Raw genomic sequence first — 23,614 nt, forward strand, 5'->3', positions numbered from 1 at the left:
GGATACCGGCCCCGACCGGGGCGTCACGCGTCACCGCGACAGCCGCGGATCACACAGCGGTGAACCGCCACTGCTGGTTGGTGGCATTGCTGCAGTTCCACTGCAACACCCGGGCGCCGTCGGCGGTGGAAGCACCGTTGACGTCCAGGCAGAGCCCGCTCAGCGCACTCTTCACCGTGTACACGCCGGAGGTTCCGGTCGCGGTGGCGGTGAACTTCTGCTGGTTGCCGTTGTTGCAGGTCGCCTGCTGGAGGAAGGCCCCCGCGGCGGTGGAGCCGCCGGCCACCTCGGCGCACTTCCCACTGTGCACCGCCTTGAGGTAGAGCGCGCCGTTGCCGGCGTCGACCGCCTGCCACCTCTGGTTGTTGCCGCCGGTGGCCGCCCACTGGTTGATCTGGGCCCCATCGGCGGTCGAGACACCGCTGACGTCCATCAGCTTGCTGCTGTGCACGGCGGCGACCGTGTAGGTCTTGCCGGCCAGGCCGCCGGGGGTGCCGGTGCCGGGGGTCCCGACGCCGTTGCCGCCGAAGGTGTGCGAGTCCAGGTCGAACGAGTTGTTGCTGTTCTTGAACACCATGTAGAGCGTGTGCGTCCCGCCGAGGGCGGCGACGCTCACCGGTGTCGTGGACTGGTAGTTGTCCCAGCCACCGGTGCTGGGCACCGTGGTGGTGGCCAGCAGCGTGCCGGTCGGCGAGTCGGCGCGCAGCTCGATCGAGCCGCCGCCGGACGGCGACGACAGTCGGTAGCTGACCGTCGAGATCCCGGACAGGTTCATCGGGTTGAACGCGATCCAGTCGTTGCTGGAGATGTCACCGATGCGCTTGGTGCTCTCCGCCGCGGCCTGGTCGACGACCCGGATGCCGGACTGGCTGCTGAAGTACTCGGACTGCTTGTGCTTCGGTTGCAGGATCGCCTGCGCGGTGCCGGTCAGCGGCGCCCCACCGCTCGGGCCACCGCTGTCGGTGTACCGGGCGTTCAGCACGTAGAACAGGTTGGCGCCGTCAGGGTGCCCGCCGAGCAGGTCGGTGGAGATGGTCCCCGAGCAGCCCGGGTACTCGGTGGTCTCGTGCGCGTGGTCGTCGTGACCCAGCGCCGGGTTGAGGAAGACCTTCGAGCAGTCGACGGTCCCGCCGTCCGGGTCGGTCACGGTGATCTGGTACGGCACCTTGTCACCGAAGGTCAGCATGCCGCCGTTGCCCGGTGTGGTGATGGTGACCACCGGCGCGCTGTTGCCGACGGTGATCGGGACGTTGGCGAAGCCGGTCTTGCCGGTGCTGTCGGTGACCTTCAACTGGGCGGTGTAGTTGCCGTTGGCGGTGTACACCTTCGACGGGTTGGCCGCCGTGGAGGTGGTGCCGTCGCCGAACGTCCAAAGGTAGCTCAGCGTGTTGCCGTCCGGGTCGGACGTGCCCGCGCTGCTGAACTGCACGGTCAGCGGCGCGCTGCCGCTGGTGGGCGTGCCGGTGGCCTTGACGATCGGTGACCGGCCGCCCTGGTTGTAGTCGATCCGGTAGAGCCCGGAGTCGCTGTTGCCGCCGCCGAAGTTGGTGCCCCACTCCAGCAGGTAGAGCGACCCGTCCTTGCCGAACTCCATGTCCATCGGCTTGTTGAACCGCACGTTGGGCAGGAACGGGTTGGTGCGGGTCACCGCCGAGGAGGAGTCGAAGTGCACCTCCTTGACGTAGTTACGCGCCCACTCGTAGAAGAAGTGCACGCCGTCGTAGTAGGGCGGGAACTTCGTCTCCGAGGGGTTCGCCGCGTCGTACCGGTAGATCGGCCCACCCATCGGAGCGGAGCCGCCGGAGCCCAGCTCCGGGAAGGTCGACGAGGTGCCGTAGCCGTACCAGATGTTGGGGCTGACGACCGGCTTCAGGCTGGTCAGGCCGGTGTTGTTCGGCGAGTTGTTGACCGGTGCGGAGCAGTTGAACTTCGCGCCGACGACGCCGGTGTCCGGGTTGAACGGGGCGTACGGCTGGTTGTTGCCGTGGCAGAACGGCCAGCCGTAGTTGCCGGCCTGCTTGATCACGTTGAGCTCGACCAGGCCCTCCGGGCCCCGGTTGGTGGTGGGCGGGTTCCGGTCCGGACCGTAGTCGGCCAGGTAGACCCAGCCGTTGGCCGGGTCGATGGAGAAGCGGAACGGGTTGCGGAAGCCCATCGCGTAGACCTCGGGCTTGGTCTGCGCGGTGCCCTGCGGGTAGAGGTTGCCCGTCGGGATGGTGTAGCCACCGTTGGCCGAGGGTCGGATGCGGAGCAGCTTGCCGCGCAGGTCGTTGGTGTTGCCCGCGCTGCGGGCGGCGTCCAGGTTCGACTTGCCCGATCGCCAGTCCAGCGGGGCGTAGCCCTGCCAGTTCGGGTCCAGGTTCGGCGGCGTGTCGTCGCCGGTGCCGATGAAGAGGTTGCCGTCCGGACCGAACTTGATGTAGCCGCCGGTGTGGCCGGGCTCCGGGAACGTGCGGTCCCGGTACGCCGGGATGTCGATGATCGTCACACCGCTGGACGTGTTCAGCGTGTCACCGCTGACCGTGTAGCGGGAGACCCGGTTGACGTCGGTGCTGCTGCTCGCCGGTGAGTGGTACAGGTAGATGTAGCCGTTGGTGGCGAAGTTGGGGTCCAGCGCCATGCCGGTCAGGCCGTCCTCACCGCCGGTGTAGACGCTGAGCGTGCCGGCGGTCACCGTACTGTTGGTGGAGGGCTTGAAGATCTTCACCTGGCCGCCGCGCTGGACGTAGAAGACGCGGCCGTCCGGCGCCACACCCATCGCCATCGGGTCGACGGTGTTGTCGTCGAGGGTGCGCTTCTCGAAGTTGCCCCAGACGGTGCCGCCGCAGTCACCGGCGGCGTTGCCGGCGGCCCACTTCACGCCACCGAGAACGTGGTTCTGGAAGTTCGTCTCGCTGTAGGAGGCGATCGCGTGGCCCATCGCGGTGGCCCACACCCGCCCGCCTCCGGTGTTGCGGCACCAGGAGATCGGGTGGTCCGGGCCCATCGCCCGCGACCCCGGGTTGTAGGTGCGCTCGTCGGCGGTCACCAGCACGTGCACGTTGCCGCGCGGGTTGGCGTCGAAGTTGTACCACTCCTCGCTGCGGGTCCACCGGTCCGGCAGGCTGGCCGTCGACGGGTGCTTCTTGTCGGCGACGATGGCGGTGCCCTGCAGCACGCCGGGGGAGTGCTCGGGCATGTGGGCGCCGCCGTTGATGGTCTGGTCCCACCACGGGTACTCGCCCTCGATGCCCATGTCGGTGGCGTTGTGGATGCCGACGATGCCCTTGCCGCTGGCGAGGTAGCCCTCCACGGCCTGGCGCTGGGCGGTCGAGGTCCAGACCATGCCGGAGGTCTGAAACATGATGATGACGTCGAAGGTCGCCAGGTTGCTGGCGGTGAAGACGCTGGAGTCCTCGGTCGCGACGATCTCGAAGTTGTTGGCCGCCGCCTGTTGCTGGAACATGGAGATTCCGGCGGCGATCGAGTCGTGCCGGTAGCCGACGGTCTTGCTGAACAGCAGGGCCCGGAAGGCGGGCGCCGCCGACGCGGGTGGGGCGAGTCCCAGTGCCAGTAACAGACCGGCGATCACTGAGATGAGCAGTGTGTTGCGACGCATTGGCGTCTCCTCGGTTGGACGGGCAACTCCGATAGCGACCACGGGCCCCACGGCGCGCCCCGGTTGTGCCTGGACGCGCGTGCTGGCACGAGGGTGGTGGTCGGTCCTCGTGCCGCTCGCCGAAGACGGCAGTCAGACCCGCAGGACGTTACACAGCGTGATGATGGCAGTGGGTCTCGTCCGGTGATCCTCGGGGTCAGGATGAGGTAGGAATAGGTGCCTGTCAATTGAAGACCTAACGTCCGACGTCCTGCCCTGGTGACGACGGTCGTGATCGACTGCCTCGGCACGGCCTCGCTGCCGCGCGAGTAGCGGCCCTGACAATCAGCCCCGGTCGAGGATTGCGGACCTCCATCCAAACATCTATCTTCATACGTGTGATGTTTCCTCGATGTCAAGGGAATGTTCGCAACATAAGAACGTAAGCATCCGTCGATGTCTACGAAAGTTCGATGCCCATCGGCTCGAGGCCGCCGTAGAGTCTCGATCGAACCGTGTTGATGACTACTGTCTGTGAGGGCCTTCGGGATGTCAGACCCACAGCCGGTGCCGTTACTCACCCTTCGCGGCATCGGCAAGTCCTTTCTCGGGGTGCGCGTCCTCGCGGATGTCGACCTCGACGTCGCCCCGGGTGAGGTGCACGCCGTCGTCGGCGAGAACGGCGCCGGCAAGTCGACCCTCATGAAGATCGTTTCGGGTGGACACGCCCCGGACGAGGGCACCATGGAGTTCGCTGGTGAGCCGCGCGCGTTCCGTGGCCCACGTGACGCGCAGCGGGCCGGCGTCGGCATCATCCACCAGGAGTTCAACCTCCTCCCGGAGCGCACCGTCGCGGAGAACGTCTATCTGGGGCACGAGCCCGTCCGCCGTGGGCTGGTCGACCGCCGGGCGATGCTCGACCGCACCCGACAGCTGCTCACGTCGATCGGCGAGACCTCGTTGCCGGCCGACGCCCGGGTGGGGCAGCTCGGTGTCGCGCAGCAGCAGGTCGTGGAGATCGCCAAGGCGCTCGCCCTGGACGCGCGGCTGCTCATCATGGACGAGCCGACCGCCGCCCTCGCCGACCACGAGGTCGAGTTGCTCTACGGTCTGGTGCGCCGACTCCAGGAGCGGGGGATCGGCCTGCTGTACGTCTCGCACCGGCTCACCGAGGTCTTCGACCTGTCCGACCGGATCACCGTTCTCAAGGACGGGCGGCGGGTGACCACTGTGGACACCGCCGCCACCACCGCGGACGAGTTGGTGCGCCACATGGTGGGTCGGGAACTCTCCAGCTACTACCCCGACCGGGCCGACCCGGACGACATCGGCGCGGTCCGACTGAGTGTCCGCGGCGCGGGCAACCGGAAGCTGCGCGACATCAGCGTCGAGCTGCGTGCCGGCGAGGTGCTCGGCATCGGCGGTCTGCAGGGCTCCGGGCGGTCGGCGCTGGCCCGTGCGCTCTTCGGGGTGGCCCCGTTCACCACCGGCGAGGTGACTCTCGACGGCGCGCCCGTCCGGCTCCGCTCGCCCCGCGCCGCGATGCGGGCGGGCATCGCCTACGTCACCGAGGACCGCAAGGGTGAGGGGATCGTCGCCCGGCAGTCGGTGCTGGACAACGCGCTGCTGGCCAGCCGGGCCGTCTTCGCCGCGCGATCCGGGCACGCGGCCCGCACCGCACGGGTGCGCGAGCTGCTCGCCGCCGTGGAGGTCCGCGCCGCCGGCGACGACCAGGAGATCCGCTTCCTGTCCGGGGGCAACCAGCAGAAGGTCGTGCTGGCCCGTTGGCTCGCGCTCACGCCACGGATCCTGCTCTTCGACGAGCCGACCAGGGGCATCGACGTGGGCGCGAAGTCCGCCATCCACGACCTCGTCCGTCGCCTCGCCCGCGACGGCGCGGCGGTACTGATGATCTCGTCCGACCTGCCGGAGCTGCTGGGAATGAGTGATCGAATCGTCGTCATGCGGGACGGTCGCGTCGCGGGCGAACTGCCCTCCGGCGCGAGCGAGGAGGACGTCATGGCGCTGGCGGTCGGGACGGTCCGGGAGGTCGCCGCATGAGCGCGCTGTCGCTCCTGCCGGCCCGCCGGCCCGTACCCGGTGTCTTCGTGGCCCTCACCCTCACCCTGGCCATCGGCTGGCTGATCGTCCTGCTCGACGGGGGTCAGCTGTTCAACCAGTCCACCACCGTCAGCCTGCTGCACGTCGCCGCCGGCCTCGGGCTCGTCGCGGTCGGTCAGACCCTGGTCATCCTGGGCGGCTCCCTCGACCTCTCCGTGGCGTACGTGATCAGCCTGAGCACCCTCGTCGCCGCCGAGACGATGAACGGCAGCGACGGCGCGGTGCTGCCGGCGATCGGCCTGGTGCTCGCCGTCAGCGCCGGCATCGGGCTGTTCAACGGGCTGCTCGTCACCAAGCTCCGGATCAACGCGTTCATCGCGACCCTCGGCGTCGGGCTGTTGCTCAAGGGTTACCTGGACAACGGCTACGACGGCCCGGCCGGCACCACCGCGCCCTCGCTCGTGCAGTCGCTCGGCTACCAGCGGGTCGGACCGGTCCCGGTGTCGTTCCTGCTGCTGGTCGCGGTGACCGCGGTGGCCTGGTTCGCGCTGTCCCGGACCCGCTTCGGCCACCACCTGATCGCCGTCGGCGGAGACCCGGAGGTGGCCCGGCTCTCCGGTGTCCGCAACGACCGGGTCCTCGTCCTCGCCCACATGTTGTGCTCGATCTGCGCCGGGCTGGCCGGCATCTACCTCGCCAGTCGCCTCGGCTCGGGGGCGCCCCGGGTGGGCACCGAGGGTCTCTACGACCTGGAGTCGATCGCCGCCGTGGTGATCGGCGGCACCGCCCTCGCCGGTGGGCGTGGCGGTGTGGTCGGCACCGTCGGCGGGGTGCTGCTGCTCGCCAGCATCGACGCCATCTTCAACCAGCTCGAGGTCGACGCCTTCTTCAAGCAGGTGATCCGGGGCGCCATCATCATCGCCGCGGTCGCCGTCTACGCCCGCCGGGCCCTGCGGAAGGCGAGGTCCTAGCCATGCAGACCGTTCAGCAGCGTGCGCTGCCACTGCGCCTGCCCCGGGTCCGCCCCGGCGGCGTCCTGCCGATCCTGTTGATCCTCGCGGTGTTGTTGGTGCTCGTCGGCATCCGACAGCCCGACTTCCTCGCCCCGCCGTCGCTGATGTCCTTCCTCGGCCGGTCGGCGCCGATCATCCTGCTCGCCGCCGGCCAGTACTTCGTGATCGTCTCCGGCGAGTTCGACCTGTCGGTCGGGTCCCTGGTCACCGCGCAGGTGGTGGTCGCGGCCCGGCTGATCGACAGCGACCCGGCGCAGACCTGGCCGGTGGTGGTGCTGCTGCTCGTCTTCGGCGCGCTCGTCGGCCTGGTCAACGGCCTGGTCACCACCAAGCTGCGGGTGCCGTCGTTCATCACCACCCTCGGCATGTTCCTGATCCTCGTCGGTGCCGTCTACCTGTGGTCCGACGGCGCGCCCAAGGGCGGGCTCTCCGAGGAGTTCCGGCGGTTCGGCCGGCGGGCCTTCGAGGACGTGCCGCTGCTCGGTCGGGTGCCGTACGCGCTGCTGGTCCTCGTGGTGCTGGCGGTGGCGGCCGTGCTGCTGATGCGCTCCGACTTCGGCCGGACGTTGGTCGCGGTCGGCGACAACCCGCGCACCGCCGAGTTGAGCGGGGTACGCGTCTGGCGTACCCGGACCATCGCCTTCATCCTCAGCGGGCTCGCGGCGGCCGTGGCGGCGATCCTGCTGGGCGGCTACAGCGGGGTGTCGTTCCAGGCCGGTGCGGGCCTGGAGTTCGGCGCGATCACCGCGGTCGTCCTCGGTGGCGTCGTCCTGGGCGGCGGCCGCGGCGCGGTGCTCGGCGCGATGCTCGGCGCGCTGACCCTCGAACTGCTGTTCGCCCTGATGAATTTCTACGGCGTCTCCGGCGCCCTCAGGTCGACCGTCCAGGGCGGGATCATCCTGCTCGCCGTGGCGGTCTCGGCAACGCGTTCTTCGTCGAGATAAAGGGGAAACCATAGTGCGACGTTCCATAGCGGCGGTCGCCGCCGTCACCCTGCTGTCCCTTGCCGCCTGTGCGACCGACGAGCCGGGTGCCAGCCCGTCCAGCAGCGCCTCGACCGCGGGCTCGGGCACCGGGGAGCAGTCGAAGTTCTTCGTGCAGGCCGACTACGACGCCGAGCTGTCGCTGCTCACCGCCACCCCCACCGGGCCCGCGGACAAGCCGTGGGAGCAGGTGCTGAACCCGGCGATGGTGGACACCGCCAAGTTCAAGAAGAAGGGACCGCACAAGATCTGCTTCTCCAACGCGGCCCTGAACAACCCCTGGCGGCAGGTCGGGTTCAAGACCATGCAGGCCGAGGTCGAAGCGCAGAAGAGCCGGATCGCGGAGTTCGTGCACGTCGACGCCGAGGGCAAGGACCAGAAGCAGATCGCGGACATCAACGACCTGCTCGGCAAGGACTGCGACGCGCTGATCGTCTCGCCGAACACCACCGCCACGCTCACCCCGGCCGTCGAGGCGGCCTGCCAGGCGGGGCTGCCGGTGGTCGTCTTCGACCGTGGCGTCAACACGAAGTGCCCGGTGACCTTCATCAACCCGATCGGCGGTTACGGATTCGGCCACGTCGGCGCCGAGTTCGTCAGCCAGAAGATGAAGCCCGGCGGCAAGGTCCTCGCCCTGCGCATCCTGCCCGGCGTCGACGTGCTGGAGACCCGCTGGTCGGCCGCGAAGGTGGCGTTCGACAAGGCGAAGGTCGACGTGGTCGGCGTCGAGTTCACCGACGGCGACCCGGCCAAGACCAAGAAGATCGTGGACGACTACATCCAGCGGTACGGCACGATCGACGGCGTCTGGATGGACGCCGGTGCGGTGGCCGTCGCGGCGGTCGAGGCGTTCCAGGACGCGGGCAAGCCCGTTCCGCCGATCAACGGCGAGGACCAGCTCGACTTCCTGAAGATCTGGAAGGACAAGCAGCTCACCGCTATCGCGCCGACCTACCCGACCTACCAGTGGCGTACGCCGATCATCGCGACGCTGCGGATCCTCGACGGCGAGCAGGTCTCCAACCCGTGGAAGCTGCCGCAGCCGACCGTCACCCAGGACAACCTGGACCAGTACCTCGACGCGAACATGCCGCCGCTGCACTACGCGATGTGCGGCTGCAAGGACCTGCCCGGTTACCCGCAGCGCTGGAAGTAGGACCTGATGTACGCCATCGGCGTCAACCCCTGGGTGTGGGCCTCGCCGGTCGATGACAGGGCGCTGGCCGAGCTGATCCCGCGGATCGCCACGTTCGGCTTCGACGCTGTCGAGTTGCCGATCGAGCAGCCCGGCGACTGGGACCCGGTCCGTACCCGGGACCTGTTGGCGGAGCACGGTCTCGCCGCGGCCGGCGTCTGCGCGGTCACCCCGCCGGGGCGGGAGTTGGTCGACGCCGCGCCGGACGTGGTCGAGTCGACGGTGGCGTACCTCAGCGGCTGTGTGGCGAGCGCGGCGGCCGTCGGCGCGGGATGCGTCGGCGGCCCCGTGTACGCCTCGGTCGGGCGCACCTGGCGGATGTCCCCGGCAGCCCGCGCCGCCTGCTACGCGGACTTCCGGCGGGCCCTGGCGCCGGTGGCGGAGCAGGCGGCCGAGTGCGGGGTGAGCATCGGGGTCGAGGCGCTGAACCGCTACGAGACGAGCGTCGTCAACACGATCGAGCAGACCGTCGAGTTGATCGACGGTCTGCCGCCGAGCGTCGGCATCATGATCGACACATATCACATGAACATCGAGGAGGCCGATCCCTACGCGGCGTTGGCCCTCGCCGGCCCGCACATCAAGCACGTCCAGGTCAGCGGCACCAACCGGGGCGCACCCGGCGCCGACCACTTCGACTGGCCCCGCTTCTTCACGGTCCTGCGGGACACCGGCTACGCCGGCTCGATCTGCATCGAGTCGTTCACGGCGGAGAACGAGACCATCGCCACCGCTGCGGCGATCTGGCGTCCGTTGGCCCCCTCGCAGGACCGGCTCGCCACCGACGGCCTGCGCTATCTCCGGGAGACCCTCGGGTAGCGCCCACCCACCGCCCACCACGCCTCCTGCCCGCCCGCCGAGGCGTTTCGCCCCCCTGCCCTCCGCACGTCAGGAGCACCGTCCCGTGTCCTCTTCCCCTCCGCTGCGCCGGCTGCTGGCCGGCGCCGCCGCGACGGCGATGACCGCAGTGGTCGCCGTGACCGTCGCGGCCTCCCCGGCCGCCGCCGCGACCACCACCCTCTACGCGTCGCCCACCGGCACCGGCACCGGTTGCTCGGCCAGCCAGCCGTGTTCGCTGACCGCCGCCCAGGCCGCGGTGCGCGCCCAGAACAGCGCGATGTCCGGTGACATCGTGGTGGAGTTGGCCAACGGCACCTACCGGCTGTCGGCGCCGCTGCGGTTCACCGCCGCCGACTCCGGCACCAACGGGTACCAGGTGATCTGGCGGGCGGCCGCCTCCGCCCGTCCGATCATCACCGGCGCCCGTGCGGTCACCGGCTGGTCGCAGGTCGACGCCGGCCGCAACATCTGGCGTGCGAACGTCGGCGCCGGGCTCGACTCCCGTCAGCTCTACGTCAACGGCGCGGTCGCCACCCGGGCGCGGACGGCGGTGAACCGTGCCGACTTCACCTTCACCACCAGCGGCATGCGGTTCAGCAACAGCGCGCTGAGCTACCTCAACAACCTCGGCAACCAGAACCGCGTCGAGGTGGAGAGCGTCGGCTCCTTCACCGACCGGTACTCGCCGGTGCAGAGCATCAGCGGGAACTTCCTGACCATGCAGCAGCCCGCGTGGAACAACAACACCTTCGGGTTCGACACCCTCTCCAGCCCGCACCGCGCCGGCCCGTTCTACCTGACCAACGCGTACGAGTTCCTGGACTCGCCGGGAGAGTGGTACCTCAACCCGAGCAACGGCCAGCTCAACTACATCCCGCTGTCGGGGCAGAACATGGGTTCCGTCAGCGTCGAGCTGCCCCAGCTGCAGTCGCTGGTGAACGTCGGCGGCACGTACGACTCGCCGGCGCACCACATCTCGTTCAGCGGCATCACCTTCACCGGCACCAGCTGGCTCGGCCCCAGCAGCAGCAACGGCTTCGCCGACCAGCAGACCGGCGCGCACATCACCGGCACCTGGTCGCGGCCGTCCGACGCGCTGACCTCGTGCCAGGCCGGCTGCCCCCAGTTCGAGGCCACCCGACCGAACTGGAACCAGATGCCCGCCGCCGTGCAGGTCTCGGCCGCCAACACCATCACCTTCAGCGACTCGCAGTTCGTCAACCTCGGGCAGACGGCGATCGGCATCGGCAACGACGCCAACGCCCACGCCAGCGGTGTCGGACTGGGCGCCAGCAACATCACCGTCACCCGCTCGGAGATCGCCCGTAACTCCGCCGGCGGCATCGTGGTGGGCGGCGTCCGCGCCGACGCCCACCACCCGAGCGACCAGCGGATGGTCAACCGCAACATCACCATCAGCAACAACCGGGTGCACGACCTCGGCCTGGAGTACCGGGGTGTGGTCTCGATCCTGACCACCTACGTGAGCACCGCGCTGGTGTCGCACAACGAGGTCTACAACATGCCGTACACCGGTCTGTCGGTCGGCTACGGCTGGGGCGCCAACGACGCGGGCGGCAGCCAGCACTACGCGAACCGGGGCCTGTACAACTACCAGCCGCGGTACACGACGGCGACCACCGCGTCGAACAACCAGGTGATCGGCAACTACGTGCACGACGTCATGCAGCAGATGACCGACGGCGGCTGCATCTACACGTTGTCGGCGAACCCGGGCGGCACCATCAACGAGAACTACTGCCTGCGGACCAACGGCTGGTTCGGGCTCTACTTCGACGAGGGGTCGCGTTACTACACCGCCCGCAACAACGTCTTCTCGAACACCGGCACCTGGGCGACCGCCAACTACTGGTACGCCGAGAACATGGGCAACTTCACCGTCACCAACAACTGGGCGACGAACAACAGCACCAACGTGACGAACGGCGACCGCGGCAACGTGGTCAACAACAACGTCACCGTCACCGGCGGCTGGCCGTCCGGCGCGCAGACGGTGATCAACGCCGCCGGTGTGCAGAGCGGTGGCAGCACCAACCCGCAGAACGTGCAGATCGTGGGCGTCCAGTCGGGTCGCTGCGCCGAGATCGGTGGATCGGTCACCACGAACGGCACGCAGGCCCAGCTCTGGGACTGCATCAGCGGCGCCACCAACCAGCGCTGGACCCACACCGCCAGCCGGCAACTCATGGTGTACGGCACCAAGTGCCTGGACGCCTCCGGCCAGGGCACCAGCAACGGCACCCAGGTGGTGATCTGGGACTGCAACGGCGGCGCCAACCAGCAGTGGAACCTGAACGCCAACGGCACCATCACCGGCGTGCAGTCGGGTCTCTGCCTGGACGCCAACGGCGCCGCGACGGCGAACGGCACGAAGTTGATCCTCTGGTCCTGCAACGGCGGCACCAACCAGCAGTGGCAGGTGCGTAGCTGAGCGTCGGACGGCCCGCCCGGCGTCGGCCGGGCGGGCCGTCCCCTTCGGTGACCTACCCGCCGACCGGACCAGGCTCCGCTGTGGCGACCGGGCACCCTCCTCATGCGGGGAGGTCGCCCGGCGCTGCATGGCCAGCTACCCGGCGCGTCCTGCGCAGACGAGCGCGCCAACGCCCCCCACCGCCGCTCTCCAAAACTGACCCCCCGCCCCCGGCCCCGCCCCCGGCCCCGCCCCCGGCCCCGGCCCCGCCCCCGGCCCCGGCCCCGGCCCTGGCCCTGGCCCCGGTCCGGCCCTGGCCCCGGTCCGGCCCTGGCCCCGGCCCCGGCCCCGGTTGATCATGAAGTTAGCGCCACGACACGCCGCTGTCGATGGCCATAACTTCATGATCAACCAGAGTCGACCGGGCCGACCAGCGCCGACCGGGTCGACCGGGCCGACCAGCGCCGACCGGGTCGACCGGGCCGACCAGCGCCGACCGGGCCGACCAGCGCCGACCGGGCCGACCGGGCCGACCGGGCCGACCGGGCCGACCAGGGCCGACCGGGCCGACCAGCGCCGACCGGGCCGGCCGGGGGCGGTGGCGTGTGTCGGGTGGACTGCAACAAACCTGCAAGCGCCAGCTCTTGCCTTCGCGGAAACCGCTTTCCTACGATTGCGTTACATCGATGTTTCGGTTAGCAAAAACGCGATCAGTGTCGATATCGGCTCCCTGCTCGTGGGGCACGACCCTGCTCTGGTCAGGGGATGAGAGACATCGACACAATCTCTGCGATTCACTGTCGACTATTCCTTCGTGATTTTCGGCGGTCGGCGGGTGGTCGCGGCCAATGCGAAGGTGAGGCGAGATGAGACGACCAGTCGCGCAACGAATTCAGGCGACACTGGCGACCGCGGCGGTAGGGCTGACGGTCGCCGTGGTCCTGCCGTCCCCGCGGCCGGCGGTGGCGGCCGGGAGCGCCACCGGGTACGCCACCCAGAACGGCGGGACCACCGGCGGCGCGGGTGGTCAGACGGTGCGCGCCAGCACGGGTACGGCGATCCACGCGGCGCTGTGCGGTCGGGCCAGCAGCAGCACCCCGATCGTCATCGAGGTCACCGGGACCATCAACCACGGCAACACCAGCAAGGTGTCCGGGTCGAGCTGCAACACCGCCGCGGGCGTGATCGAGCTCAAGCAGATCAGCAACGTGACCATCATCGGGGTCGGCAGCGCGGTCTTCGACCAGGTGGGCATCCACATCCGCGACTCCAGCAACATCATCATCCAGAACGTCACGGTGCGGAACGTCAAGAAGTCGGGCTCGCCTACCTCCAACGGCGGGGACGCCATCGGCATGGAGAGCACGGTGCGCAACATCTGGGTCGACCACGTCACCCTGGAGGCCTCCGGCGGGGAGTCGGAGGGGTACGACGGTCTCTTCGACATGAAGGACAACACCCAGTACGTGACGCTGTCCTACAGCATCCTGCGCAACTCCGGTCGTGGTGGCCTGGTCGGGTCCAGTGAGAGCGACACGTCCAACGGCTTCATCACCTACCACCACAACCTCTACGAGAACATCGACTCCCGCACGCCGCTGCTGCGCGGTGGCATCGCGCATATCTACAACAACCACTACGTGGGCCTACACGAGTCGGGCATCAACTCCCGGGCCGGCGCGCGGGCCAAGGTGGAGAACAACTACTTCCGCGACTCGAAGGACGTCCTGGGGACGTTCTACACCGACCAGCGCGGCTACTGGCAGGTCAGCGGCAACGTGTTCGACAACGTCACTTGGTCCAGCCCGGGTGGCGACACCTATCCCGCCGGCCCCAACCCGACCTCCACCACCACCGTCGGCATCCCGTACGCGTATCGGCTCGACGGGGCGAGCTGCGTACCGGACGTCGTCCGGCAGACGGTCGGCGCCAACACGGGCCTGCGGGTGTCGGACGGCGGTTGCACGCCACAGACGCCGCCCCCCACCACCCCGCCGCCGACCACGCCTCCGCCCACGACGCCTCCGCCGACCACTCCGCCTCCGTCCGGCGGCGCCAACCTCAGCCTCGGCGCCGGGGCCGACGGCTCCACCAAGGCCAGCGGGACGAGCTACGGCAACGTGCGCGACGGCGACCTCGGCACCTGGTGGTCCCCGGCCGGCTCGACCGGCACGATCTCGATCAAGTGGGGCTCGGCCACCCGGGTGTCCCGGGTCGTCATCCGGGAGCCGTCCGGCACCCAGGGTTCCATCGGGTCCTGGCAGCTCGTCAACAACGACAACGGGGCCGTGCTGGCCTCCGGTAGCGGGGCGGGGGTGATCACCTTCTCCGCGACCACCCTGAGCAAGATCAATTTCAAGATCAACAGCTCCAGCGGTACGCCACGGGTCGGCGAGTTCGAGACGTACGCCAGCTAGCTGGGTCCTGAGCACCGTCGGGAAGGCGGATGTGGTCGTGAGCGGTATACCTCAGAGGCATAGTTATGACTCTGAGGTATACCGCTCGTCGGCAGTCCGTCCGGGACTGTCAGCCGAGCGCGTCCGTCACGAATCCGTCGACGGGAGCGTGTCCATGAAGGAGCTGACCGAGAAGACGGCTCGACCGGGGCCGGCCGGGCCGTACCCGGGTGGGCTGGAGAGGCCGTGGGCGTCCATCGTCGCCCGGTAGGCGTCCAGCAGGCGCACGTGGTATTCGAGCGGCGCGCCCTGCGGGTTCGTCCGGCCCAGCGGGGTGGTGGGCTCCGGACACCAGGTGGTGAACCTGGGCGTGATCCCCCGCGACATGAAGTAGTCGAGACCCTCGGTGGTGGAGTCGATCGCCTCGCTCACGCTGGTGAAGCCGTGCGGGGCGGCCATCTCCACGCCCGCCACGAAGTTGGGGATCACGTTGCGCGGGCCGAAGACCTCGGCCGAGTCGAGGATGCGGCGGTGCCACTCCTCCCGACCGACGTACCGCTCCTTGCCCGGGCAGTACAACTCGAACAACCGCTTGTCCCACACCTCGTAGTTCGGGTGGTAGATGCGGATGCCGTAGTCGTGGAAGCGCTGCACGTCGGCGCGGGGCAGCGCCTGGGCGACGACCTTGCCGATCCACCGCCCCGGGAAGCGCTCCTCGATCGCCTGGGCGTACTGCCCGTAGAAGTCGGCCTCGGCCAACCCGCCGACGTGCGAGGTGATGCTGCCGCCGGTCAGGGTGTACGCCTGCGACGCCCGGTTGGTGTCGTACCGGTCGATGATCTCCAGCGCCTCCAGCACCTCGTCGACGGGCTTGACCCCGGTGTAGGGCCGGCCGGCCTGCTTGTGCTGCCGCCAGTTGTGGTTGATGTCGCAGTACTGGCACTCCTCCTTCGCGCCGAAGTACTGGCAGACCCGGAACGCGGTGAGGTAGATCAGGTAACCCCATTGGATCGTGGGGGCGACCTCCATCACCGACTTGCCGTTGGCCAGGGTGTGCCGGTAGTAGGCCGGCATCGGGGGGAGCCCGACGTCGGCGATCGGTCGGCCGTCGAGGAACAGGCGCAGCCGGCCGTCGTCGTCGGTGGCGACCCGGTACGGCGAGCTGGGGTTGGTGCGGACCGACACGACGGTACGGCGCAGCTCGTACGGCCCGCCGGTGAGCACGATCTCCTCCGGCGGCCGGCGCAGCGCGGCCGTCCCCAGCTCGGGCAGCGTGCGGTGGTCGAAGGAGAAGATGAAGTACGACTTCGGCTTGACGTCTCCGTGCTCGTTGTCGGTCAGTGCCGCGTCGTCGAAGGCGAGGCCGCCGCGCAGCAGGTCCTCCTTGAGGACCGCCTCCCGGGGTACGTGGGGGAAACGCCCCATCAACTCTTCGACAAGGTCGGTACGAGACGCCATGCGGTTCCTCCTGAACGTGGTACGCCGAAACCGGGTGGCGTACGCCACCCGGTCCTCGGTTGATCAGCCCTGCTTGGTCTCCCAGAAGATCTTCGAGATCTCCTCGATCTTGGCGAGCAGCTGCTCGGCGACGGCCGGGTCGGTGGCGCCCTTCGCGCCGCTGGCGCCGGCCAGCTTGGTGGCCTCGTTGAAGAGACCGTGCAGGTGCGGGTACTTCTCGAAGTGCGGCGGCTTGAAGTAGTCGGTCCAGAGCACCCAGAGGTGGTGCTTGACCAGCTCGGCGCGCTGCTCCTTGATGATCAGCGCCCGGGTGCGGAACTCCGGGTCGTCGTTGGCCTGATACTTCTCGGCGATCGCCTTGACCGACTCGGCCTCGATCCGGGCCTGCGCCGGGTCGTAGACGCCGCACGGCAGGTCGCAGTGCGCGCTCGCGACGGTACGCGGCCGGAGAACACGTGGCAGCTGCATCAGTATCCCTTCGACAAGGTCTGTGGTGACCGACGGGAGGTTAAGACCTCAACCGCACTTCATGTCAAGAGCTGGGGTCGTGCTCCAGTGTGCCTGTCGGTGTGGGCCCGCACCGCGCAGGGTCACCTGCGAAGAGGTGGGTAGGGAGCGACCCTTCAGCCTTTCCGGACGCCCTGCTTGCTGATGATCGCCAGGAGCGCCGCGTGCGTGGGCTCGTCGGCGGCCACGACGAGACCGTTGCCGCCCGCGTGTAGCGGTTGGCCGTCGAGCGCGGTGACCACGCAACCGGTCGCGCGGCAGAGCGCGATCCCGGCCGCGAAGTGAACGCTGCGGGCCAGGTCGCGACGGTCCGTCACGTAGGCGGCCCGGCGGCCGGCGGCGACCCAGGCCACGGCCAGGCTCGTGGAGACCACCCGGGGCTGGAACTGGTCGATGAAGTCGTCGTCCGCGAGCAGCCGGGCGCCCAGGAAGACGTCCCGACTCGGGAAGGGCGGGTCGAGGTTGACGTCGACCAGCTTCGACTGGGCGGACGGGGCGAGTGGTTCGTCGGTCCCCGCGTGGCGGACGTACGCTGCGTTCCCGTCGGTCCAGAACACCTCGCCGCTGAACGGGTCGGCCGCCGCCGCCACCGTGCCGCCCGTCCCGCTGTGCAGCGCGACGTTGACCGAGGCCAGCATGGTGCGCGCGGCGTAGTTCAGCGTGCCGCACAGCGGGTCGACCAGCCAGGTGCGTCCGTTCCCGCCCGAGCCGGTGCGTCCGCTCTCCTCGCCCACCACGTCGTCCTGCGGTCGCGCCGCGCGCAGGACGTCGAGGATGGCCTTCTCCGCCTCGATGTCGGCGGTGGTGGCGAAGTCGTCCCCGATCTTCGTGAACCGGGTCAGCGACGAGCCGTAGTGTGACCGGACGACAGCGGCACCGGCCTCCGCCGCCGCTACTGCCAACGCCTCGTCTGTGATCGACATGCTCGAACGATAGAAGAGCGACAGTGCCGCCGCCACTGACGGGGGCCGGCCAGGTCGGCCGGTCCTCGGCGCGTGCGGTCGGCCGCTGTTCACGCCTCGATCGTCGGCAGAGCGGCGACGACCTCCCAGCCGTGCTCACACGGGCCGGCGGTCAGGGTGCCGCCGCGCGCGGCGACCTGCTCCCGTAGGCCGGAGAGACCCCGCCCGCCGCGTCCGGCCCGCCGTTGCGGGGGCGGAGGGCCGGTCGTGTCGTTGCGAACTCGCACCTCGATGCCGGCGGCGTCGCCGGTGACGGACACCTCGACCCGGGCCGCCGTCGCCGCGTGCCGCCGGACGTTGGTCAGGGCCTCGACGACGATCCGGTACGCCAGGGCGGCGCTGTCCCGGGCCGCCTCGCCGACCGACGAGTCCTGCACCAGCCGCACGTCGGTGTGACCCGCGGCGCGGAACCGGTCGATCAGGCCCGGCAGGTCATCCAGTGTGGGCCACGGCTGTACCGGGACGGAGTCCGGTTCGTGCAGCAGGCCGACCATCTGGTCCATGGAGGCCAACGCGGCCAGTCCGGCGGCCTCGATCCGCGCCAGCGCCGGCCCGGCGGCCTCCGGACGGCTGTCGGCGACGAAGCGGGCAGCCTGTGCCTGGGTCACGATCCCACTGACCTCGTGGGCGACGAAGTCGTGCAGGTCACGTGCCACCTGCAACCGCTGCGCACGCCGGGCCTGCTCGACAGCGACGGCCCGCCGGTGCGCCATCAGCCGCGGGTACCCGCCGACCACGATCGCGACGACAGCCGGCGTCGTCCAGACCGCTGCCGCGGCGGTCCGTTGCGCTGTCGGCATGCCGTCGGTGACCGACCAGAGCAGGAGGGGCAGCCCCGCCGCGGCCAGCCCGGCGGCGCCGGCGATGTGCCGGCTCGGTCCCCACCGGACCGCGGCGGCCGACAGCGCCGCGAGGACGACCATCACCAGGACGACGAGGTGCGGCGGGCTGCCGAGGTCGCCGACGAACGCCACACCGAGCGTCGAGGCACTGGCCGTCATGCTGATCCAGCCGAGGTGCCGACGCATCATCCCCTGATGGTAGGCGGGCATCGCCGTACGCCGATCGGCCTAGCCGACCAGGCGCGACGTGCCCCGCCTCGGCCTATCGGCAGATGGTGGCGCGCGCCCGGCACGGCCGAGGCTGGTGGGGCAGCGGCGAGCGGACGCCGCGCGCGAACGAGGAGCGACATGTCTGAAGGAGCTTCGTCGGCGCCGCTCACGGGCCGGACGCAATGGTGGCGACGGTCCTGCCGGCACTGCGGACAGGGGGCGACGGTCAGGAGACCGCTGCCCGCACCAGCTCGGTGACCTTCTTCTCCACCGCCGGGCTCCACTTCTGCAACGCGTACGCCACCGGCCACAGGTCGCCGTCGTCGAGGGTGGCGGCGTCCTGGAAGCCCAGTGTGGAGTACCGGTAGTTGAACTTGCCGGAGTCCTGGAAGAACAGGACGATCTTGCCGTCCGCGTTCGCGTAGGCGGGCATCCCGTACCAGGTCTTCGGTGCCAGGTCCGGGGCGGCCGCGGTCACCGTCACGTGCACCCGCTCGGCGAGGGCCCGGTCGTCCGGCTCCATCTGGGCGATCCGGTCGAGGACCGCCTGGAGTCCGTCGGCCTTCTTCGCACCCTTCCGGCCCTCGGCGCGTAGCTCGGCGGCGCGCTCCTTCATCGCGGCCCGCTCCTCGGGGGTGAAGCCGTCGGGCTCGGTGGTCGTGGTCTTCGCGGACATGCGCGGGCTCCCTCTCGTCAACAGGCTCGGCGCGGTGCTGGCCGCCTGGGAGAAGGCTAGGCCGGGCCGGGCGGCGGGGCTTCTCGATTCCTGATCGGTGTCGGCGGCGGCGTCGCTGGCGGTTTGTCCTGATCGTCTTGTTTGCTCGGATGCCCACCCGCTGGCTAGGTTGGCGGCCGGACAGCGCGACATTTCGGGGGGACCGGGCATGAGCAGCACCGCCGACCGGATGGCGGCGGCGTACACCGACGCCATCGAACTCCTCTGCCGGGTCACCCCGAAGGGCTGGTACGCCGAGCGGGGCACCGCTCGCGCGGCGCTCACCCGGGCCGGCATCCCGACGCTCAACGGGGTCTTCGAGACGACCACCGAGCCGGATCTCGGCGCGCTCGACGAGTTGGCGACCGAGGTCCGTCGGCAGACGCCGCACTGGTCGATCATGATTCGCGGCGCGGCGGGCGACGAGGTCGCCGACCTCGCCGCCCGACACGGCCTGCGCGGACGCAGCGAGCTGCCGTTCCTGGCCTGCGCCACCGCCGACCTCGTGTTCCGCGCCGACCCGGCCCGGCAGACGCTGGTGCGCCGGATCGACGCCGCCGAGAACGAGCGGTACACCGATGCCCTCACCCGGAGCTTCGAGGCCCCCGACGGCGTGTTCGGCTCGCTGATGGGTGGCGCGGTGCTCGACGCCGACGCCATCTCCGGGTATCTGGCCGAGGAGTCCGGCGCCGCGATCGGCACCGCGCTCGGGATGCGTACACCCGGCGTGGTCGGGGTGTTCAACATCGCCGTCGCGCCGTCCGCCCGGGGTCGTGGCCTGGGCCGGGCGCTCACCGAGGCGGTGCTGCGCGACGGCGTCGCCGCCGGCGCGGACGCCGCCTACCTGCACAGCAGCGCGATGGGCCGAGCGCTCTACGAGTCGTTGGGTTTCGCGCTCGTGGAGACCTGGACCGTGTTCCAGCCGAGCTGACGGAGCAGACCGGGTCGAAGGAGGAGGAACAGTCATGACCTTCAGCGAGAACGTCCGCTCGGCCTTCCGGCGCGGCGAGACCGATGCCGTGGTGCGGATGAGCGAGGCCGAGATCGCGCGGGCTCGGGCCGCCGGCGACCCGGCGGGCGAGGTGGAGGCCCGCTACAGCCTCGCCCGGGTCGCCATCCGCGGCGGTGACCTGGTCGGCGGGGAGGACCGGGCCCGGGAGGCGCTCGCGGTGGCCCTCGGCTCCGGCGACCGGAGCCTGGAGGAGCGTCCGAGGCACGTTCTCGCCGCCGTGGCGCGGATGTCCGGCGACCTGCTCCGCGCCCGGGACCTCTACCGGGAGAGCATCGCGCTCAACGAGGCCCTCGGCCAGTGGAAGACGGTCAACTCCGAGAAGCACAACCTGGCCTTCTGCGAGCTGGGCCTGGGCAACCTAAACGTGGCGAGGGCACTGTTCGCCGAGAGCCGCGAGCGGGTGTTCCGCAACGACTGGGCCGAGTTCGTACCGTACGTCTGCGTCGCCGGCGCGGCGGTCGCCGCGGCCGACGGCGACCACTCGCGGGTGGCGCTGATGATCGGTGTCGCGGACGCCGCCTTCGCCGCGCTCGGTCAGGTGCCCGACCCGGACGACGCCGCCGACCTCGCCCGGATGCGGGCCGCCGCCGTCGAGGCGCTCGGCGTCGACGCCTTCGACAGGGAGTACGCGGCGGGTCAGCTCCGCGAACCGCGGGCGGCCTTCGCGTCCGACGAGGGCTGAACGTGGCGCTCCCCGTCGTTCGGAACCGATTCGTACGGGCTCGGACACGTGCCGATGTTGCTGCCGGCGGAGAGCGGTGATTGGCTGTCCCCGTCCTGCTCGTCGACAGGGGTCGGCTGGCGGAGCGCAACGAACCATGGTGCGCGAATCGCAACGGGGGATCGTGGTGGTGGCGTGCGTCCTGGACGGATCTGTCGCGCCGGTGGGGTGACCCGGGCCCGTTACACTCCTCTGCGTGCCCGACGGAGCTCCGGTACCGAGCAAGGCGAACACCCCCGAGGAGTACGTGGCAGCGCTCCGCCAGCTCAAAGCCTGGTCGGGGCGCTCCTTCCGGGATCTGGCCCGGTCGGCCCGGGACAAGGGGCGCACCCTGCCCGTGAGCACACTGGGCTCGGCGCTCAGCCGACAGACCCTGCCCTCGATGGACATCGTCATCGCCATCACCGAGGCGTGTGATCTGCCGCCGGAAGAGGTGGCCGAATGGGTACGCCTGCGGCGGCAGTTGGCCCAGTGGGAAGTCGAGGAGGAGACGACTGTTGCCGCAGTCGTCACCGAGGCGGATCTGTTGCCGCCCTATCTGCTGCCGAACGGGCCGACCTCGTTCGTCGGGCGCGGACCGGAGCTGGAGCGCGCCGGCCACCTGCTGACAGCCGAGGGGCGGAGCGCCCGGACGGTGCTGATCACCGGCCCGGCCGGGGTGGGGAAGACGACGCTGGCGGTCCGGCTCGCCCAACTGGCCACCGGTCATTTCCCGGACGGGATCCTCTTCGCCGACCTGCGTGGCCCGTACCCCCGGTCCGGCATATCCTGGCACGTCCTCGGCGTCTTCCTGCGGGCGCTCGGCGTCAACAGCCGCTCGGTGCCCGCCGCGCTCGAGGACCGCATCAACCTCTACCGCAGCCTGCTGGCCCAGCGCGGCGTGCTGATCGTCCTCGACAACGCCGCCGCCGGCAGCGACCTGCAGAGCCTCATCGTCTCCGGGGCGACGACAGCCACCATCGTCACCAGCCGGAGCGTGCTGCCGGGGCTGGACGGCTTCCGGGTTCCCCTGAGCCTGCTCAGCGAGGGGGAGGCGGTGGAGATGGTCGAGGGCGCGATCGGTCCGGACCGGGTTCACCGGGAACGATCCTCCGCATTCGAGATCGTCAACCGGTGCGCCCGGCTGCCGCTGGCCGTGTGGATCGCCGCGGCCCGTCTCGCCGCCCGCCCGGACATGCCCCTGAGCGCCCTGGCCCGGGCACTCGCCGACGAGCGCCGCAAGCTCGACGAGCTGACGGCGGGCGACGTGGCGGTGCGCGCCAGCATCGAGCTGACCCACGCGACGCTCTCACCACGGCAGCAGGAGGCGCTGTCCCAACTGGCGCAGATCACCACCGTCGACGTCGCTCCATGGGCGCTCGCCGCGCTGCTGGACAGCTCGCCCGCCGCCGCGACGAGGCTCCTCGACGACCTTGTCGAACTCCACCTGTTGCTGGTGCACTACACCGACGACGCCGCGCCGCGCTACCAGATGCACGACCTGGTCTCGGCGTTCGCGCGCGACAAGGCGGCGCAGCTCCTCCCGCCGACCCGGACGGAGCAGGCGAGGATGCGCATGCTCGGGGGAGCGCTGGACCTCGCCTGCGCCGCTGGTAGGCGGATCAACACCGACTTCGACGAGGTCCCCTTCGCCGCACCGTCCTGGTCGTTCAGCGCCTCCACGCGGGACGAGGTGCTGAACGACCCGCTCGCCTGGTTCAGGGACGAGTACGGCTTCCTCACGGCGCTGGCCGAGGACATGCTGTCGACGGTGCCGCTCCCCGCGGCGTGCCTGATCGTGGCGCTCGCGCCCTTCATGCAGCTCTCCGGCTATTTCGACGACTGGCTGCACCTGCACACCCGCGCGGCGGCGGTGGTGGACAGCGGCCCGATCGGTGCCAGCCTGCGCCGCAACCTCGGGGAGCTGGCGACCATCGTGGACGACTACCCGGTCGCGGAGCGGCACTACCGCGCCGCGATCGCCATGCTCGATCCCGCCGACGAGGCGCGTCTCGCCAGCACGTCGGCCGGGCTGGCGTACCTGTGCCGGTTGCAGGGCCGGTACGCCGAGGCGGCCGAGCTCTTCGGCAGAGCCGCCGACCTGGCCGGCGCCGCGGGTAACGACAACTGTCTCATCTACGCGACGACCGGGCTCGGGGTCACGATGATGGAGCAGGGCCGCCTCGACGAGGCGGTGGCGATGTTCGACGAGAGCCTGCGGCGTAGCGAGGCCACCGGTTACCTGCCGGGGCAGGCGCAGGCGTGGCGCTGCCTCGGGCAGGTCAGCCGACAGCGTGGGGACTACGCCGCGGCCGAGCGGCACTACCGCAGCGCCGAGGCGATCAGCCTGTCGCTGGGCGACCAGTTGGCCGCCACCCACGCCAGGTGTTGGCTCGGCGACGTCCTCGTCAAGCAGGGGATGGTGGTCGAGGGTCGCCGTGTCCTGGCGGAATCACTCTGGGCCTACCGGGCGGCGGCGAACCGCTGGGGCGAGGCGGCCGCTCTGCACTGCCTGGCCGAGGCGCAGTTGTCGGCCGGGAGACCGGATCTCGCGCGACACCGCTCGGAGGTGGCGGTCACGATCTGGCGAGAGGTCCGTTCGCCCTACTGGCTGGCCGCCGCCGAGGCCACCCTGCTCAGGGCGCGGCAGGCCATTGACTGTGGATGAGCCGCCCTCCGGCACGAGCCCGGCCCCGGGCCGGAGGCGGCGGT

General features: G+C 70.2%; 16 protein-coding genes. 10 read left to right on the forward strand and 6 right to left on the reverse strand.

Going from position 1 to position 23,614, the window contains the following annotated elements; all coding sequences use genetic code 11:
• Positions 1-49 precede the first annotated feature (49 nt).
• Complete coding sequence (locus tag O7634_RS18960) at positions 50-3,598, reverse strand: ThuA domain-containing protein (protein ID WP_278151448.1); 3,549 nt, start codon at positions 3,596-3,598, stop codon at positions 50-52.
• A gap of 528 nt (positions 3,599-4,126) precedes the next feature.
• On the opposite strand from O7634_RS18960, the gene O7634_RS18965 reads away from it, so the two are divergent.
• The 7 genes from O7634_RS18965 to O7634_RS18995 all read left to right on the forward strand — a co-directional run bounded on the left by O7634_RS18965 (position 4,127) and on the right by O7634_RS18995 (position 14,517).
• Positions 4,127-5,638, forward strand: a complete 1,512-nt coding sequence (locus tag O7634_RS18965) for a sugar ABC transporter ATP-binding protein (protein WP_278151449.1) — start codon at positions 4,127-4,129, stop codon at positions 5,636-5,638.
• Positions 5,635-6,609: an ABC transporter permease gene (locus tag O7634_RS18970; RefSeq protein WP_278151450.1), complete on the forward strand. Its 975-nt coding sequence runs from the start codon at positions 5,635-5,637 to the stop codon at positions 6,607-6,609. The genes O7634_RS18965 and O7634_RS18970 overlap by 4 nt, the downstream gene beginning before the upstream one ends.
• Before the next feature lie 2 nt (positions 6,610-6,611).
• Positions 6,612-7,595, forward strand: coding sequence for an ABC transporter permease (locus tag O7634_RS18975; protein ID WP_278151451.1), 984 nt, complete (start codon positions 6,612-6,614; stop codon positions 7,593-7,595).
• A 13-nt stretch (positions 7,596-7,608) separates the two neighbouring features.
• Complete coding sequence (locus O7634_RS18980) at positions 7,609-8,790, forward strand: substrate-binding domain-containing protein (RefSeq protein WP_278151452.1); 1,182 nt, start codon at positions 7,609-7,611, stop codon at positions 8,788-8,790.
• A 6-nt stretch (positions 8,791-8,796) separates the two neighbouring features.
• Positions 8,797-9,648, forward strand: coding sequence for a sugar phosphate isomerase/epimerase family protein (locus O7634_RS18985; protein ID WP_278151453.1), 852 nt, complete (start codon positions 8,797-8,799; stop codon positions 9,646-9,648).
• Positions 9,649-9,787: 139 nt separating this feature from the next.
• Positions 9,788-12,121, forward strand: coding sequence for a ricin-type beta-trefoil lectin domain protein (locus O7634_RS18990; RefSeq protein WP_278154013.1), 2,334 nt, complete (start codon positions 9,788-9,790; stop codon positions 12,119-12,121).
• Positions 12,122-12,966: 845 nt separating this feature from the next.
• Positions 12,967-14,517, forward strand: a complete 1,551-nt coding sequence (locus O7634_RS18995) for a pectate lyase (RefSeq protein WP_278151454.1) — start codon at positions 12,967-12,969, stop codon at positions 14,515-14,517.
• 126 nt (positions 14,518-14,643) lie between these two features.
• Here the strand turns inward: O7634_RS18995 and O7634_RS19000 are convergent, their stop codons facing one another.
• The 5 genes from O7634_RS19000 to O7634_RS19020 all read right to left on the reverse strand — a co-directional run bounded on the left by O7634_RS19000 (position 14,644) and on the right by O7634_RS19020 (position 19,151).
• Positions 14,644-15,954: a radical SAM protein gene (locus O7634_RS19000; protein ID WP_278151455.1), complete on the reverse strand. Its 1,311-nt coding sequence runs from the start codon at positions 15,952-15,954 to the stop codon at positions 14,644-14,646.
• A 63-nt stretch (positions 15,955-16,017) separates the two neighbouring features.
• Positions 16,018-16,422: a superoxide dismutase, Ni gene (gene sodN / locus O7634_RS19005; RefSeq protein WP_278151456.1), complete on the reverse strand. Its 405-nt coding sequence runs from the start codon at positions 16,420-16,422 to the stop codon at positions 16,018-16,020.
• Positions 16,423-16,577: 155 nt separating this feature from the next.
• Entirely contained in the window at positions 16,578-17,384 is an 807-nt protein-coding gene (locus O7634_RS19010; RefSeq protein ID WP_278151457.1) for an inositol monophosphatase family protein, read from the reverse strand.
• A gap of 89 nt (positions 17,385-17,473) precedes the next feature.
• A complete protein-coding gene (locus tag O7634_RS19015; protein WP_278151458.1) occupies positions 17,474-18,454 on the reverse strand; it encodes a sensor histidine kinase in 981 nt (326 codons plus the stop codon).
• Positions 18,455-18,701: 247 nt separating this feature from the next.
• Positions 18,702-19,151, reverse strand: coding sequence for a hypothetical protein (locus tag O7634_RS19020; RefSeq protein WP_278151459.1), 450 nt, complete (start codon positions 19,149-19,151; stop codon positions 18,702-18,704).
• A 208-nt stretch (positions 19,152-19,359) separates the two neighbouring features.
• On the opposite strand from O7634_RS19020, the gene O7634_RS19025 reads away from it, so the two are divergent.
• From O7634_RS19025 to O7634_RS19035, 3 genes are all read left to right on the forward strand, one after another.
• Entirely contained in the window at positions 19,360-20,121 is a 762-nt protein-coding gene (locus O7634_RS19025) for a GNAT family N-acetyltransferase (RefSeq protein WP_278151460.1), read from the forward strand.
• Positions 20,122-20,155: 34 nt separating this feature from the next.
• Positions 20,156-20,884, forward strand: coding sequence for a tetratricopeptide repeat protein (locus tag O7634_RS19030; RefSeq protein ID WP_278151461.1), 729 nt, complete (start codon positions 20,156-20,158; stop codon positions 20,882-20,884).
• Positions 20,885-21,119: 235 nt separating this feature from the next.
• Complete coding sequence (locus O7634_RS19035; RefSeq protein WP_278151462.1) at positions 21,120-23,570, forward strand: tetratricopeptide repeat protein; 2,451 nt, start codon at positions 21,120-21,122, stop codon at positions 23,568-23,570.
• The last annotated feature ends 44 nt before the right edge of the window (positions 23,571-23,614 follow it).

The organism is Micromonospora sp. WMMD1120 (assembly GCF_029626235.1).
Taxonomy (GTDB): domain Bacteria; phylum Actinomycetota; class Actinomycetes; order Mycobacteriales; family Micromonosporaceae; genus Micromonospora.